This is a genomic window from Klebsiella sp. P1CD1 (genome assembly GCF_003790505.1).
GTDB lineage: Bacteria > Pseudomonadota > Gammaproteobacteria > Enterobacterales > Enterobacteriaceae > Klebsiella > Klebsiella variicola.
In genome coordinates this window covers 203,112-217,913 of the sequence record NZ_CP033631.1, presented here as the reverse complement: position 1 = coordinate 217,913, position 14,802 = coordinate 203,112, and the positions used below count along the sequence as shown (strand labels likewise).

Annotated in this window: 12 protein-coding genes and 1 pseudogene; 7 read left to right on the top strand and 6 right to left on the bottom strand. The window is 59.0% G+C overall.

The features are described 5' to 3' along the window. Positions 1–41 precede the first annotated feature (41 nt). The 5 genes and pseudogenes from selB to DTA24_RS01045 form a co-directional block, all read right to left on the bottom strand. Positions 42–1,883, bottom strand: a complete 1,842-nt coding sequence (selB, locus tag DTA24_RS01065) for a selenocysteine-specific translation elongation factor (RefSeq protein ID WP_023340821.1) — start codon at positions 1,881–1,883, stop codon at positions 42–44. Further along, complete coding sequence (gene selA / locus DTA24_RS01060; protein ID WP_046882244.1) at positions 1,880–3,268, bottom strand: L-seryl-tRNA(Sec) selenium transferase; 1,389 nt, start codon at positions 3,266–3,268, stop codon at positions 1,880–1,882. The genes selB and selA overlap by 4 nt, the downstream gene beginning before the upstream one ends. Before the next feature lie 105 nt (positions 3,269–3,373). Continuing rightward, a complete protein-coding gene (locus tag DTA24_RS01055; RefSeq protein ID WP_004145238.1) occupies positions 3,374–3,982 on the bottom strand; it encodes a glutathione S-transferase in 609 nt (202 codons plus the stop codon). Between the two features lie 106 nt (positions 3,983–4,088). Beyond that, positions 4,089–5,225 (bottom strand): annotated as a pseudogene (locus DTA24_RS01050) (HlyD family secretion protein). Between the two features lie 3 nt (positions 5,226–5,228). Next, entirely contained in the window at positions 5,229–5,597 is a 369-nt protein-coding gene (locus DTA24_RS01045; protein ID WP_004152044.1) for a DUF3302 domain-containing protein, read from the bottom strand. A gap of 538 nt (positions 5,598–6,135) precedes the next feature. On the opposite strand from DTA24_RS01045, the gene mtlA reads away from it, so the two are divergent. From mtlA to mtlR, 3 genes are all read left to right on the top strand, one after another. Then, positions 6,136–8,043 carry a PTS mannitol transporter subunit IICBA gene (mtlA, locus tag DTA24_RS01040; protein WP_004173919.1) on the top strand — a complete coding sequence of 636 codons (1,908 nt, stop codon included), beginning with the start codon at positions 6,136–6,138 and terminating at the stop codon, positions 8,041–8,043. Between the two features lie 102 nt (positions 8,044–8,145). Continuing rightward, positions 8,146–9,294 carry a mannitol-1-phosphate 5-dehydrogenase gene (mtlD, locus tag DTA24_RS01035; protein ID WP_008806863.1) on the top strand — a complete coding sequence of 383 codons (1,149 nt, stop codon included), beginning with the start codon at positions 8,146–8,148 and terminating at the stop codon, positions 9,292–9,294. After that, the gene (gene mtlR, locus DTA24_RS01030; RefSeq protein WP_002922401.1) at positions 9,294–9,890 is read left to right on the top strand and encodes a mannitol operon repressor MtlR; all 597 of its coding nucleotides are present in this window, start codon (positions 9,294–9,296) and stop codon (positions 9,888–9,890) included. The genes mtlD and mtlR overlap by 1 nt, the downstream gene beginning before the upstream one ends. Here the strand turns inward: mtlR and DTA24_RS01025 are convergent. After that, a complete protein-coding gene (locus tag DTA24_RS01025) occupies positions 9,879–10,103 on the bottom strand; it encodes a hypothetical protein (RefSeq protein WP_012540317.1) in 225 nt (74 codons plus the stop codon). The genes mtlR and DTA24_RS01025 overlap by 12 nt on opposite strands. A 272-nt stretch (positions 10,104–10,375) precedes the next feature. Here DTA24_RS01025 and DTA24_RS01020 point away from each other — a divergent pair, with 272 nt between their 5' ends. From DTA24_RS01020 to lldD, 4 genes are all read left to right on the top strand, one after another. Then, positions 10,376–10,738: a YibL family ribosome-associated protein gene (locus tag DTA24_RS01020; RefSeq protein ID WP_008806861.1), complete on the top strand. Its 363-nt coding sequence runs from the start codon at positions 10,376–10,378 to the stop codon at positions 10,736–10,738. A 284-nt stretch (positions 10,739–11,022) separates the two neighbouring features. Continuing rightward, positions 11,023–12,678 carry an L-lactate permease gene (gene lldP / locus DTA24_RS01015; protein WP_008806860.1) on the top strand — a complete coding sequence of 552 codons (1,656 nt, stop codon included), beginning with the start codon at positions 11,023–11,025 and terminating at the stop codon, positions 12,676–12,678. Next, positions 12,675–13,448, top strand: coding sequence for a transcriptional regulator LldR (gene lldR / locus DTA24_RS01010; RefSeq protein ID WP_008806859.1), 774 nt, complete (start codon positions 12,675–12,677; stop codon positions 13,446–13,448). Before lldP ends, lldR begins: the two co-directional genes overlap by 4 nt. Continuing rightward, positions 13,448–14,632 (top strand): FMN-dependent L-lactate dehydrogenase LldD, encoded by a 1,185-nt coding sequence (lldD, locus tag DTA24_RS01005; protein ID WP_008806858.1) that lies wholly within the window; start codon positions 13,448–13,450, stop codon positions 14,630–14,632. The genes lldR and lldD overlap by 1 nt, the downstream gene beginning before the upstream one ends. Positions 14,633–14,802 lie beyond the last annotated feature (170 nt).

Here is a 14,802-nt window from a genome sequence, read left to right as displayed (position 1 = left end):
CTCTCTTCCCCGGCAGGACGCCGGGGAGCTGGCGTGAATGATTACAGAAACAACGCCTTATCGCGCAGGATATGATCGTTACCGCGACGGCGGGTGAAGCCAATCCGATCGAAATACTCCAGGATCTGAATCGCCAGCTTACGCCCGACGTTTAAGGTGTCGCGGAAATCCGCGGCGCAGGTTGATCCGCGCAGCTGATCCAGCTCGCGCACCCGTTGGGCGAACTGCACAATGCGATCGTTGCGGTAGTAACGATCCTTGACGATCGCAGTAATCATCCCCTGCTGCGCCGCCTGGCGCAGCACCGCGCGCATCAGGGACTCTTCAACATGGACTTCGCGCGCGAGATCGCGCACCCACCACGGATCGTCGCCGAAAAGAGCCTCCACCTTCTGCCAGACCGCCTGCTGCTCGTCGGTAAACCCGGCTTTATGCTCCGGCAAATGCAGCCAGCCGTGATGGCTGTGGACTAAGCCACTCTCACGCATCTGCTCAATCAGCAGCAGCACCAGCGCTTCATCTTCCATCGGCAGCGCGATGCGGCGCAGGCGCTCCCGGCCAGGGCCCGGCTCGTCGCGATGCTGCTCATGGTAGCGCGCCAGGGCATCCAACAATTTTCGCTGCCAGCGGGCGGCAAGCGGCGCACTGAGCAGGCGCTGTCCGGCCTGCAGATAGTCCGGTCGCTGGATCAGGGCCGCCATTCCGGCTTCGCTGAGCTGCCGCGCCCAGGCGAAGCGCTCAAGCCGGACGGCATCCCGCTGCAGATGCAACTCCAGCGCCGGCGCATCGTCAGCGCCAACTGCCGCCAGGGCGTGCAGCCACTGCAGATACTCCGGTTTACGTTTGCCACGACGCGGGGGATCCAGCGTCACCACCCGTGCGCCGGCCAGCGTCATACGCGCAGAGATATCGCGGAGCACCAGCCGGTCGTTATCCGCCAGCCACAGCGGGGTATCCAGCACCAGCTCCGCCAGGTTGTCCTCGAGGAGCGACACCCGGCCGGTAATGTGGCTGGCAGCATGGTGAATATGCAGCGGTTGCCACTGGCTGAGCGGCGTATGGCACTGCAGCTCGACAATCACCCGTTCCGCAGGCTCCGGCGGCGGTGAGGACAACAGCCAGTCGCCGCGGTGCACTGCCTCTTTCTGTGCATCGCCGACAATATTCAGCGCAATGCGCTGCCCGGCGTGCGCCTGCTCAACCGCTTGATTCTGGGCATGCAGACCCCGCACGCGCATCGGCGTGTTCACGCCGGTGAGCCACAGAGTATCCCCGACCCGTACTTCACCGGAGAGCGCCGTCCCGGTGACCACCAGCCCTGCCCCTTTGACGGTAAAAGCGCGGTCCAGCGCCAGGCGAAACCGCTGCTGCTGCGGGCGGGGGCGCTCTGCAAGCTGCAGCAGATGGCTGCGCAGTTCGGCAATACCGATGTTTTCCGCCGCCGCGGTGGGAAAGAAAGCGACGGCGTCAAAGCCCAGCTCGCGCAGAGTCTGCTCGACCTCCGCCCGGACCTCCTCCACCCTGGCGGCCGCCACGCGGTCCGTTTTGGTGAGCGCCACGGTCAGCGTCGGCTTTCCGGTCAACTGCAGGATCGCCAGGTGTTCGCGGGTTTGCGCCATCACCCCGTCATCGCAGGCCACCACCAGCAGCGCATGGTCAATACCCCCTACCCCCGCCAGCATGTTGGACAAAAACTTTTCGTGCCCGGGAACGTCAATAAATCCCAGCACCCGCCCGTCCGGCTGCGGCCAGTAGGCATAGCCGAGATCGATCGTCATTCCCCGCGCTTTCTCTTCCGGCAGACGATCGGCATTTACGCCGGTTATCGCCTGCAGCAGCGTCGTTTTGCCGTGGTCAACATGTCCAGCGGTGGCAATAATCATCGTAACAACATCTCCATAAACCGGGTTTCATCTTCCAGACAGCGCAGGTCCAGCCAGAGCCGACCATCATCAATGCGGCCAATCACCGGACACGGCAGCGCGCGCCAGCGGGCAGCCAGCGCCTCCAGCCGGCTGCCGCGGCCGTCATGCGGGGTAAAGGTCAACGCCGCGCTGGGCAGGCGGTCAACGGGTAACGAACCGCTGCCAATCTGCGACTGGCAGGCTGCCACGCTGACGGCAAAGTCAGCATAGTGTGCCGCCAGGTCAGGCAGCAGGCGTTCAGCCAGCCGGCGGATCTCTTCCGCCGGACGGGTGAGCAAGCGCAGCGTCGGTAATCTCTCCGTCAGCACCTCCGGGTGCTGATAGAGGCGCAGCGTGGCTTCCAGCGCCGCGAGGGTCATTTTATCCGCGCGCAGGGCCCGCTTCAGCGGATGGCTTTGCAGCCGGGCAATCAGCGCGCGTTTGCCGACGATAATTCCGGCCTGCGGGCCGCCGAGCAGCTTGTCGCCAGAGAAACTGACCAGGCTCACCCCGGCGGCGATCATCTCCTGCGGCATCGGCTCCTTCGGCAGGCCATACTGGCTGAGATCCACCAGCGACCCGCTGCCCAGGTCGGCCACCACCGGGATGTCCAGTTCGCGGCCAATGGCCGCCAGCTCCGCTTCGTCGACGGCTTTAGTAAAGCCTTCAATGCTGTAGTTGCTGGTGTGAACCTTCATCAGCAGCGCGGTATTGTCATTCACCGCCTGACGATAGTCTTTGGCATGGGTGCGGTTGGTGGTACCCACTTCGTGCAGCTGACAACCCGCCTGACGCATCACATCAGGAATGCGAAATGCGCCGCCGATCTCCACCAGTTCGCCGCGGGAAACCACCACTTCGCGGCCGCTGGCGGTGGCCGCCAGCATCAGCAGAACGGCCGCCGCGTTGTTGTTCACGATACAGGCATCTTCCGCGCCGGTGATCTGGCACAGCAGATCGGCAATGGCGCGATCGCGATGGCCGCGCCCGGCGTCGTTGAGATCATATTCGAGCGTCACCGGCGCGCGCATCGCGCTGGCAACCGCCTCCACAGCCGACTCCGCCTGGATGGCGCGCCCCAGATTGGTATGCAATACCGTACCGGTGAGATTAAACACCGGACGCAGGGCGCTCCGCTGGCCGGCGGTGAGCCGCTGCTCACAGGCGTGCAGCCAGTCATGGCTCCAGTCAGGGAGCGTCTGCCGTTGGCTAATCTGTTCCCGCGCCTCATCCAGCATCTGGCGCAGCTGCGCCACCACCTGCGAATGGCCGTGCTGCGCCAGCAGGGGAGAAAAAGCGGGGTCGCGTAGTAAGCGGTCAATGGCCGGAAGCCGGGTATAAAGCGCACGAATATCGGTAGTCATGAATGGGCCTGGCGGTAAGTTATTTTCCCCCCTCCCGACGGGAGAGGGAGTCAACAATCAGCGGCGATTGTAACGCCTCCTTGCGCAAACTGTTACCTGCCTGGGTCAAGTCCGCGGCGGTTCGGTACGCGCAAAGCTGGCGCGCTGGAACAACGCATCCACCAGCTTCACCAGTTGCGGCCGGGTGGCGCACCAGCCGGGCGCGACCCGGCGAAAGTTCAGATAAGCAATGGCGCAGGCCGTTGAAATGGTCGCCAGATTAACCTCGTCGCCGCGCAGCGTTCCGTCTGCCGCGCAGGCTTCCAGCCGGTCGAGGCCGCGAGCCACTTTCTCCCGCTGGCGGAGCAGCTCTTGCTCTGACTGTTGCGCGCCCGGGCGAGCCTTTTCACGCACCAGCGCCTGGGCGGCCTCCATCACCCCATCCGCAAGCGCCTCTAGCTGACGCATCCTGAGAGCGGCTCTGGGGTCGGCGGGGATCATCGGCGGCGCCACGCCCAGCAGCTCCAGATACTGGGCGATGACCGGGGAGTCAAACCAGCACTCACCGTCGTCCGTCACCAGCGCCGGTACCTTGCCCAGCGGGTTATAGCGCGCCACACCGTTGCTTTCGCTGTAGGGGGATTCGTTGACAAACTCAAAAGGGATGCGCTTTTCCAGCAGGATCACGGAGATTTTGCGCACAAAGGGACTGGTGTAGCTGCCGATCAGTTTCATAACCTGCTCCTTATCGCCAACAAATTATCGCCAACAAAGATATGAGTATGGCTCAGGGCGGGGCAAAAGGCAGGTGAGCGTCCCGCTCAACCTGCCGCCGATCGCATTAATGATCGAGATAGAGGTAGTGCATCCAGCTGGTCATCCGCAGCAGCACTTTACGCATCACCGAGACGTGGGCGAAATGGTCGGAGTAGACCGCCACCTGCGCGTAGATACCATCAGGCAGCGCATCAATTTCGGCATTGGGGTCGAGCTCGATGGTCGCCAGCACGCCATCGCTGCCCGGCGTCACGGTCAGCGACTGTAACGCCCCTTGCGCCTGATAACTTCCTCCCGGCACCACCGGTAAAATACTCACCAGTTTGCCGTGGAACACCTGCCCGGGCAGGGCGTTAAACACCGCTTCCGCGTCGTCGCCTTTCTCCAGCCTTAACAGGGAATTTTGCCGAAACTGGGCGACGATCAGCCGTTTTTGCTCGGGGATAAACACCATCACCGGACGCAGCGGCAGCGAGGCGGCATAGGTCCCCGGACGGATCAGCACCTGGGTGATATACCCATCGCTTGGCGCCCGCACGGTGGTCTGATCGAGATTATATTTCGCCTCCGCCAGCTGGGCGCGCAGGCTGGCCACTTACGACTGCTCGCCGTTGATCATGCTGTCCAGCTGGCTCTGGATCTGCGCCTGCTCCGCCACCGACGCCTTGACCAGCGCGTCCTGGGCAAGGTAATTCTGCCTGGCGTTATCGATGTCGCTTTCCGAGAACGGGTTCACCCGCGCCTGGCTCCCTTTCAGGTAGCGCTGATAGTCCTTGTATAAGCGATCGCGTTCCGCCGACACGCGGGTGGTGTTGGCCTGGGCTTCAGAGAGCTGCGCTTTGAGGGTGTTAATACTGTGCAGCGCCGTCACCAGGTCGGCCTGCAGACGGTCGACCCGCGCCTGATAGCGCGCCGGGTCAATAGTAAAAAGCACCTCACCCTTTTTGACGCGCTGATTCGCTTTGTCGGTGACGCTGTTAACCACTCCGGTAACCTGCGGCGTAATAGGAATAGATATCACCGCCTTTTGCGCCAGAAAGGTGTAAGGGTGGTTATAGTTCATTAATAAAATAAGCGCGCTAACAATAAATACGCCCCCCAGCGCCGCGGTAGGTACCGTCCATTTATTTACCGGTATTTTGAAGATTTTAAATATCGACCAGGCGATGGCCACGTAGGTCAAAATTATCAACAGATCCATAGATTATTTCTCCGCCGCAGAGGTGGACTGCGGCCGCTGGATGGCCGCCACCTGGTGTTCAAGGTCGCTCAGTCGTTGGCGAAGCTGTTGTATATCGGTCTCTTTTTCAGGTTCATCAGGGGCCGTATTCGCCTTATGCTGCATGCCCCAGCCGCGCTCAGGCTGGTACAACGTGGCCCAAATCCATAAAAACGGCCAGATGACGTGGAGAGTAAAAAGACTGACCCATCCGGCGACATGAATAGCATCGGAATGAGGGTGGTTGCGTTTTTTGGCGATCAAATAAGGAATATCGTGAATAATGATAATCCCATAAAAAATGACCAGAAAAACGAAGATCAGAACGCCCAGCGCAAAATAATTGAGAAACATAATTCCCTCGGCTTTACGCTAATAATTTATATGAATTTTATTCACGACCCACTGACATTCGGGCCGCTATTTTGAGCATAATTCACGCCTTTCATTTTTGCCATCCGGCGTAAAAAAGTTATTCGGCAGTTAAGGTTGCTTAGTTACAGAGCCATCTCGCCCTGGCCGCAAAACCGGGCCGAGATCACAGCGGCAAAAATCCACCGTGAAATTCTTTGTGATCAAAATCACAAACAAACAACAAAACCACGAAACAAAATTGTGACAAACATCACACAAAAAGGCAGATCAGCGGCTAAAAAGGCGCTGTGTTGTTTTTTTACACAGGAATTATGTGATCAGCGTCACTACAAAAAGCGCTTTGCCCCCTATATTCATGTGATCCGAATCACACAAAAAGGCGCTGGCTGGACAGCTAAACGATTCAGTGCCAGATTTCGCACTATCAATCAGGGCCCGGCTACCTCTGCCGCCACATTAACAACAAACCTCGGGCTTTAAGCCTGCGCGATACGCAAAACAGAAGAAGGGGTGTTTTATGTCATCCGATATCAAGATCAAGGTGCAAAGCTTTGGTCGTTTCCTCAGCAATATGGTGATGCCGAATATCGGCGCGTTTATCGCGTGGGGTATCATCACCGCGCTTTTCATTCCGACAGGGTGGTTGCCAAACGAAACGCTGGCGAAGCTGGTCGGTCCGATGATCACCTACCTGCTGCCGCTGCTGATCGGTTACACCGGCGGTAAATTAGTCGGCGGCGAACGTGGTGGCGTGGTCGGGGCGATCACCACCATGGGCGTTATCGTCGGCGCGGATATGCCGATGTTCCTCGGCTCAATGATTGCCGGCCCGCTGGGCGGCTACTGCATCAAGAAGTTCGATAACTGGGTAGACGGTAAGATCAAATCCGGTTTTGAAATGCTGGTGAATAATTTCTCCGCTGGCATCATCGGGATGATCCTCGCCATTCTGGCCTTCCTCGGCATCGGCCCGGCGGTTGAAGTTCTGTCGAAAATTCTGGCGGCTGGCGTTAACTTTATGGTGGCGCACGACATGCTGCCGCTGGCGTCTATCTTCGTGGAACCGGCAAAAATCCTGTTCCTCAATAACGCCATTAACCACGGTATCTTCTCGCCGCTGGGTATTCAGCAGTCCCACGAGCTGGGTAAATCTATCTTCTTCCTGATTGAAGCTAACCCGGGTCCGGGGATGGGCGTTCTGCTGGCATACATGTTCTTTGGTCGCGGCAGCGCAAAACAGTCAGCAGGCGGGGCGGCTATCATCCACTTCCTGGGGGGTATCCATGAAATCTACTTCCCGTACGTGCTGATGAACCCACGTCTGATCCTGGCCGTTATCCTCGGCGGGATGACCGGTGTCTTCACCCTGACCATCCTCAATGGCGGTCTGGTCTCTCCGGCTTCCCCTGGCTCTATCCTGGCGGTGCTGGCGATGACGCCGAAAGGCGCCTACTTCGCTAACATCGCCGCGATTATCGCAGCGATGGCGGTCTCCTTCGTGGTCTCTGCGGTTCTGCTGAAGACCAGCAAGGTAAAAGAAGAAGACGATATCGAAGCCGCAACGCGTCGTATGCATGACATGAAAGCGGAATCCAAAGGTGCCAGCCCGCTGGCGGCCGGTAATGTCACCAACGACCTGAGCCATGTGCGTAAAATCATCGTCGCCTGCGACGCCGGGATGGGTTCCAGCGCCATGGGTGCCGGGGTGCTGCGCAAGAAAGTGCAGGATGCCGGACTGAGTAACATCTCGGTTACCAACAGCGCGATCAATAACCTGCCGCCGGATGTTGACCTGGTCATCACTCACCGTGACCTGACCGAGCGGGCGATGCGCCAGGTACCACAGGCGCAGCATATTTCGCTGACCAACTTCCTCGACAGCGGTCTGTACACCAGCCTGACCGAGCGTCTGGTCGCGGCCCAGCGCCACATCGAGAATGAAGTGAAAGTTACCGATAGCCTGAAAGACAGCTTTGATGATGGTGACAAAAACCTGTTCCAGTTGGGTGCGGATAACATCTTCCTCGGGCGCAAAGCAGCCACCAAAGAAGAAGCCATTCGCTTCGCCGGCGAGCAGCTGGTGAAAGGCGGCTACGTCGAGCCGGAATATGTGCAGGCGATGCTGGACCGCGAAAAACTGACCTCGACCTATCTCGGCGAGTCCATCGCGGTCCCGCACGGCACCATCGAAGCGAAAGACCGTGTGCTGAAAACCGGCGTCGTCTTCTGCCAGTACCCGGAAGGCGTGCGCTTCGGGGAAGATGAAGACGATGTCGCCCGCCTGGTGATCGGTATCGCGGCCCGCAACAACGAGCATATTCAGGTTATCACCAGCCTGACTAACGCCCTGGATGACGAAACCGTGATTGAGCGCCTGGCGAAAACCACCAGCGTCGACGAAGTTCTGGCACTGTTGAATAAATAACCAAAGCGGTCCATTCCCTCTCCCTTTGGGAGAGGGTTTGGGTGAGGGGAAAAGCCTCACCCCAGCCCTCTCAGGTAAAAACATTAATTGAAGGTTAATACTATGAAAGCATTACATTTTGGCGCAGGTAATATCGGACGTGGCTTTATCGGTAAATTGCTGGCCGACGCGGGCATTGAACTGACGTTCGCCGATGTCAATCAGACCGTACTTGATGCCCTGAATGCCCGTCATAGCTATCAGGTTCACGTCGTCGGTGAGAATGAGCAAGTGGATACTGTCTCCGGCGTCAATGCCGTCAGCAGCATCGGCGATGAGGTTGTGGACCTGATCGCTGAGGTGGATCTGGTCACCACCGCCGTCGGTCCCGTCGTACTTGAGCGCATCGCCCCGGCCATCGCCAAAGGACTGGCGAAGCGCAAAGCGCAGGGCAGCGAACGTCCGCTGAACATTATCGCCTGCGAAAATATGGTGCGCGGCACCACGCAGTTAAAAGGCCACGTGTTTAACGCGCTGGCGGAAGAAGATAAAGCGTGGGTTGAAGCCCATATCGGCTTTGTCGACTCTGCCGTTGACCGTATTGTGCCGCCATCGGCTTCCGCCACCCATGACCCGCTGGAAGTCACCGTGGAAACCTTCAGCGAGTGGATTGTCGATAAGACGCAGTTCAAAGGAGCGCTGCCGACTATCCCGGGAATGGAATTAACTGATAACCTGATGGCATTTGTCGAACGCAAGCTCTTCACCTTGAACACCGGGCATGCTATAACCGCCTACCTCGGAAAACTGGCGGGCCACCAGACGATTCGCGACGCGATCCTCGACGAGAAAATTCGTGCCGTCGTGCAGGGCGCGATGGAAGAGAGCGGCGCGGTGCTGATCAAACGTTACGCCTTTGACCCGCAGAAACACGCGGCTTATATCCAGAAAATTCTTGGACGTTTCGAGAACCCGTACCTGAAAGACGATGTTGAGCGCGTTGGCCGTCAGCCGCTGCGCAAACTGAGCGCTGGCGACCGTTTAATTAAGCCGCTGCTGGGTACCCTGGAATACGGTCTGCCGCACCGCAACCTGGTGAAAGGGATTGCAGCGGCGATGCATTTCCGTAGCGAAGACGATCCGCAGGCGCAGGAGTTGGCAGCCCTGATCGCCGACAAGGGGCCGCAGGCCGCGCTGGCGCAGATTTCCGGCCTGGATGCCGCAAGTGATGTCGTCGCGGAGGCCGTTAACGACTACAACGCGGAAAAATGATGCACAACCTGGCGCGACCAACGTCGCGCCCATTACGACTCCTGTCAGATATGCAGGCAATGATGGAAGAAACACAAGCATTTGAAAACCGTGTGCTTGAGCGTCTGAATGCTGGCAAAACCGTACGAAGCTTCCTGATCGCCACCGTCGAACTGTTAACGGAAGCGGTCAATATTCTGGTGCTTCAGGTGTTCCGTAAAGACGACTACGCGGTGAAATACGCCGTCGAGCCCTTGCTGGAGGGCAGCGGGCCGCTCGGCGATCTCTCTGTACGCCTGAAGCTGATTTATGGCCTTGGGGTGATAAGTCGTGCCGAATATGAAGACGCCGAACTGCTGATGGCCCTGCGCGAAGAGCTTAACCACGACGGCAATGAGTACAGCTTTACCGACGACGAAATTATCGGGCCGTTCGGCGAGCTGCACTGCGTCGCCGCCCTGCCGCCAACGCCGCAGTTTGATGACAGCGATGCCGAACTGCTGGCAATGCAGAAGCTGCGTTACCAGCAGATGGTGCGCTCAACAATGGTGTTGTCCCTGACTGAGCTGATTTCGCGAATCAGCTTAAAAAAAGCCTTCCAGAAATCAACGCTCTGACTCCGGCTCCGTCTGGTCGCAGGTCGGCCGGTAAAGCTGACGATAATATTCCAGACGCTGCAGAAACAACGCTTCCTTATCCTGGGGAATATCTCGCGGTATATGCTGCAGACGCGGAGATTTTTTCAAATACTCCATAAACGCCTGACTGGAAGCCATAAAATCAACCGCTTTATCGATTAAACGTGGTACGCCGTCGCCGATCTTTGCCATCACGTCCTCCTTTTGGGAATAATCTGATTAAGCATTAGCCAAATCACCGGCGCGGGTTAAGGAAAACGTGCTTATCTGCCGACGGGCTTCACAGAAATGAAATTAGAACGGGTATTAGGTGGAATATTAATAAAATTCAAATTATTAGCGAGCGCTGGTATAGCATTCTGCGGGCGATAAACGGCGAATTTTTGATAAATAACTATCAACAATGGCGGTCACGGCACATACTATAGGCGAATGAAGCCCCTTTATTAACAGATTAAGTCACCATGAAAGAAGTCGAAAAAAATGAAATCAAGCGCCTGAGCGACCGTCTCGACGCCATCCGCCATCAGCAGGCCGAGCTGTCGCTGGTGGAAGCCGCCGACAAATACGCCGAGCTGGAAAAAGAAAAAGCCACCCTGGAAGCGGAGATTGAACGTCTGCGTTCCGTCCAGAGCCAGAAGCTGAGCAAAGAGGCGCAGAAACTAATGAGCCTGCCGTTCCGCCGCGCGATCACCAAAAAAGAGCAGGCCGATATGGGCAAGCTGAAGAAAAGCGTTCGCGGTCTGGTGGTCGTCCATCCGATGACCGCCCTGGGCCGGGAAATGGGTCTGAAAGAGATGACCGGTTTCGCCCGCAGCGAATTCTGATCCCCTGCCCTCTCCGCCCGGAGAGGGTCATTCTGTCTTCACTTCCCACATTTTTACCCTCAGCCAGGTCGATTGGTCCAACCAATAATTTCATCTACCCCCCAGCAGTTCACAAATCCATCAAAATACATCACAAACACGTTGCTTAAGAGCAACATCTGATTAACCATTCGTTGTCATCAACCCTGATACCCTTAATTGGCCGGGCCAATTTTACCTACGATGGGATCGGCAATGAGCGCAGACTCAGCCCTCCTCTCCTGGCGGCCCGATGGAGACCCTGCATGAATCTCTGGCAACAAAACTACGATCCCGCCGGTAATATCTGGTTATCCAGTCTTATCGCATCGCTACCGATTCTGTTTTTCTTTTTTGCGCTGATTAAGCTCAAACTGAAAGGCTACCTCGCAGCCACCTGGACCGTCGCTATTGCGCTGGCCGTCGCCTTGCTGTTCTATAAAATGCCGGTGGACCGCGCCTTAGCCTCGGTGGTCTACGGCTTCTTCTACGGCCTGTGGCCTATCGCGTGGATTATTATCGCCGCGGTCTTCGTCTATAAAATCTCGGTGAAGACCGGGCAGTTCGACATCATCCGCTCATCGATTCTGTCGATTACGCCGGACCAGCGCCTGCAGATGCTGATCGTCGGCTTCTCGTTCGGCGCCTTTCTCGAAGGGGCGGCGGGTTTCGGCGCGCCGGTGGCGATTACCGCCGCGCTGCTGGTCGGCCTTGGGTTTAACCCGCTGTATGCGGCTGGCCTGTGCCTGATCGTCAACACCGCGCCGGTGGCCTTCGGCGCGATGGGCATCCCGATCCTGGTCGCCGGCCAGGTGACCGGTATCGACAGCTTTGCTATCGGCCAGATGGTGGGCCGCCAGTTGCCGTTCCTGACCATTATCGTCCTGTTCTGGATCATGGCCATCATGGATGGCTGGCGCGGCATCAAAGAGACCTGGCCGGCGGTGATGGTGGCAGGCGGTTCGTTCGCTATTGCCCAGTACCTCAGCTCTAACTTCCTTGGCCCGGAGCTGCCGGACATCATCTCGTCGCTGGTCTCCCTGGTCTGTCTGACCCTGTTCCTCAAACGCTGGCAGCCGGTACGCATCTTCCGCTTCGGCGATATCGGCGCCTCGCAGGTGGATATGACGCTGGCCCGCACCCGCTACACGGCGGGACAAGTGATCCGCGCCTGGTCGCCGTTCCTGTTCCTGACCGCCACCGTGACCCTGTGGAGCGTACCGCCGTTTAAAGCGCTGTTCGCACCGGGCGGCGCAATGTATGACTTCGTGATCAATATTTCGGTGCCGTTCCTCGACAAAATGGTTGCCCGTATGCCGCCGGTGGTTAGCGCCGCGACGCCATACGCCGCGGTGTATAAATTCGACTGGCTGTCGGCAACCGGCACCGCCATTCTGTTCGCCGCCCTGCTGTCCATCGTCTGGCTGCGCATGAAGCCAAAAGACGCGCTGACCACCTTCGCCGGGACGCTGAAGGATCTGGCGCTGCCGATCTACTCTATCGGCATGGTGCTGGCGTTCGCCTTTATCTCCAACTACTCCGGGCTGTCGTCGACCCTGGCCCTGGCGCTGGCGCATACCGGCCACGCGTTTACCTTCTTCTCGCCGTTCCTTGGCTGGCTGGGGGTATTCCTGACCGGTTCGGATACCTCGTCTAACGCCCTGTTCGCCGCACTGCAGGCAACGGCCGCGCAGCAGATTGGCGTCTCCGATATTCTGCTGGTCGCGGCCAACACCACCGGCGGTGTCACCGGCAAGATGATTTCCCCTCAGTCGATCGCCATCGCCTGCGCCGCGGTAGGCCTGGTGGGTAAAGAGTCGGATCTGTTCCGCTTTACCGTCAAACACAGCCTGATCTTCACCTGCATGGTGGGCCTGATCACCACGCTGCAGGCCTACGTTTTAACCTGGATGATCCCGTGATAGTGATGCCTAAACGCCTGGCCGACGACGTGGCGCGTCGCGTCCGGGCGCTGATTGAAGAACAACAGCTGGAGGCGGGCATGCGACTGCCCGCTGAACGCCAGCTCGCCGCCCAGCTCGGCGTCTCGCGCAATTCCCTGCGCGAAGCGCTGGCGATGCTGGTCAATGAAGGCGTGCTGCTGAGCCGTCGCGGCGGCGGCACCTTCGTCCGCTGGCAGCATGAACCGTGGTCGGAGCAAAACATCGTCCAGCCGCTGAAGACGCTGCTGGCCGATGACCCGGACTACAGCTTCGACATCCTCGAAGCCCGCCACGCCATCGAGGCCAGCACCGCGTGGCACGCAGCGATGCGGGCCACCGACGCCGATAAAGAAAAAATTCGTCTGTGCTTTGAAGCGACCCAGAGTGAAGACCCGGATATCGCCTCGCAGGCGGATGTCCGCTTCCATCTGGCCATCGCCGAAGCCTCGCATAACGTGGTGCTCCTGCAAACCATGCGCGGTTTTTTCGACCTGCTGCACTCCTCCGTTAAGCAGAGCCGCCAGCGCATGTATCTGGTGCCGCCGGTGTTTGCCCGCCTGACTGAACAGCACCAGGCCGTTATGGAGGCTATTGTTGCCGGTGACGCCGAGGCGGCGCGCCAGGCGATGATGGGCCACTTAGGTTTTGTCCACGCCACGATTAAACGTTTTGATGAAGACCAGGCCCGCCAGGCGCGAATTACCCGCCTGCCCGGTGACCACAATGAAAATTCCAGGGAGAACTCGTGATGATTATTTCCGCCGCCAGCGACTATCGCGCCGCCGCACAGCGTATCCTGCCGCCGTTTCTGTTCCACTATATCGACGGCGGCGCCTACGCCGAACATACCCTGCGCCGTAACGTCGAGGACCTGTCCGATGTGGCCTTGCGCCAGCGTATTTTGCGCAATATGTCGGATCTGAGTCTCGAGACCACTCTGTTCAATGAGAAGCTGGCGATGCCGACGGCGCTGGCGCCGGTCGGGCTGTGCGGCATGTACGCTCGCCGCGGCGAAGTGCAGGCCGCCGGCGCGGCGGACGACAAAGGCATTCCGTTCACCCTCTCTACCGTTTCCGTTTGCCCGATTGAAGAGGTCGCCCCGACCATCAAACGCCCGATGTGGTTCCAGTTATACGTCCTGCGCGACCGCGGCTTTATGCGCAATGCGCTGGAGCGCGCCAAGGCCGCCGGCTGCTCGACGCTGGTCTTTACCGTCGATATGCCGACCCCTGGCGCCCGCTACCGCGACGCCCATTCCGGCATGAGCGGCCCGAACGCCGCCCTGCGCCGCTACTGGCAGGCGGTGACTCATCCGCAGTGGGCGTGGGACGTCGGCCTTAACGGTCGCCCGCACGATCTGGGCAATATCTCCGCCTATCTCGGCCAACCGACCGGTCTGGAGGATTACATCGGCTGGCTGGCGAATAACTTCGATCCGTCGATTTCATGGAAAGACCTCGAGTGGATCCGCGATTTCTGGGACGGTCCGATGGTGATCAAAGGGATCCTCGATCCGGAGGACGCCCGCGACGCGGTGCGCTTCGGCGCTGACGGCATTGTGGTCTCTAACCACGGCGGCCGCCAGCTCGATGGCGTGCTCTCCTCGGCCCGCGCCCTGCCGGCGATTGCCGACGCGGTGAAAGGCGACATTACCATTCTCGCCGACAGCGGCATCCGCAATGGTCTCGATGTGGTGCGGATGATTGCCCTGGGCGCCGACAGCGTACTGCTGGGCCGCGCGTATCTGTACGCCCTGGCGACCCACGGTAAGCAGGGCGTGGCGAATCTGCTGAACCTGATCGAAAAAGAAATGAAAGTGGCGATGACCCTGACCGGGGCGAAAACCATCCGTGAAATCAGCCGTGATTCGCTGGTGCAGAACGCCGAAGCGCTGCAGACCTTCGATGCGCTCAAGCAGAATAACGCCGCGTAGGCGGCGGCGTCATTCTCTCCCCTCACCCTAACCCTCTCCCTCAGGGAGAGGGGACTGTCCGGCAGACAGGTTAGCGGCGGCGTTTCCCTGAGCCTCTGTCCACGAGAAGTATCGACTGATGGGTGAGTCCTTTACCCGCACCCTCCGATCCACCGACCGGCGCCGGTTTT

Bases quoted from the DNA above. Each gene is read 5' to 3' on its own strand.
- selB (WP_023340821.1), bottom strand. From the start codon at position 1,883: ATGATTATTGCCACCGCTGGACATGTTGACCACGGCAAAACGACGCTG.
- selA (WP_046882244.1), bottom strand. From the start codon at position 3,268: ATGACTACCGATATTCGTGCGCTTTATACCCGGCTTCCGGCCATTGAC.
- DTA24_RS01055 (WP_004145238.1), bottom strand. From the start codon at position 3,982: ATGAAACTGATCGGCAGCTACACCAGTCCCTTTGTGCGCAAAATCTCC.
- DTA24_RS01045 (WP_004152044.1), bottom strand. From the start codon at position 5,597: ATGTTTCTCAATTATTTTGCGCTGGGCGTTCTGATCTTCGTTTTTCTG.
- mtlA (WP_004173919.1), top strand. From the start codon at position 6,136: ATGTCATCCGATATCAAGATCAAGGTGCAAAGCTTTGGTCGTTTCCTC.
- mtlD (WP_008806863.1), top strand. From the start codon at position 8,146: ATGAAAGCATTACATTTTGGCGCAGGTAATATCGGACGTGGCTTTATC.
- mtlR (WP_002922401.1), top strand. From the start codon at position 9,294: ATGCACAACCTGGCGCGACCAACGTCGCGCCCATTACGACTCCTGTCA.
- DTA24_RS01025 (WP_012540317.1), bottom strand. From the start codon at position 10,103: ATGGCAAAGATCGGCGACGGCGTACCACGTTTAATCGATAAAGCGGTT.
- DTA24_RS01020 (WP_008806861.1), top strand. From the start codon at position 10,376: ATGAAAGAAGTCGAAAAAAATGAAATCAAGCGCCTGAGCGACCGTCTC.
- lldP (WP_008806860.1), top strand. From the start codon at position 11,023: ATGAATCTCTGGCAACAAAACTACGATCCCGCCGGTAATATCTGGTTA.
- lldD (WP_008806858.1), top strand. From the start codon at position 13,448: ATGATTATTTCCGCCGCCAGCGACTATCGCGCCGCCGCACAGCGTATC.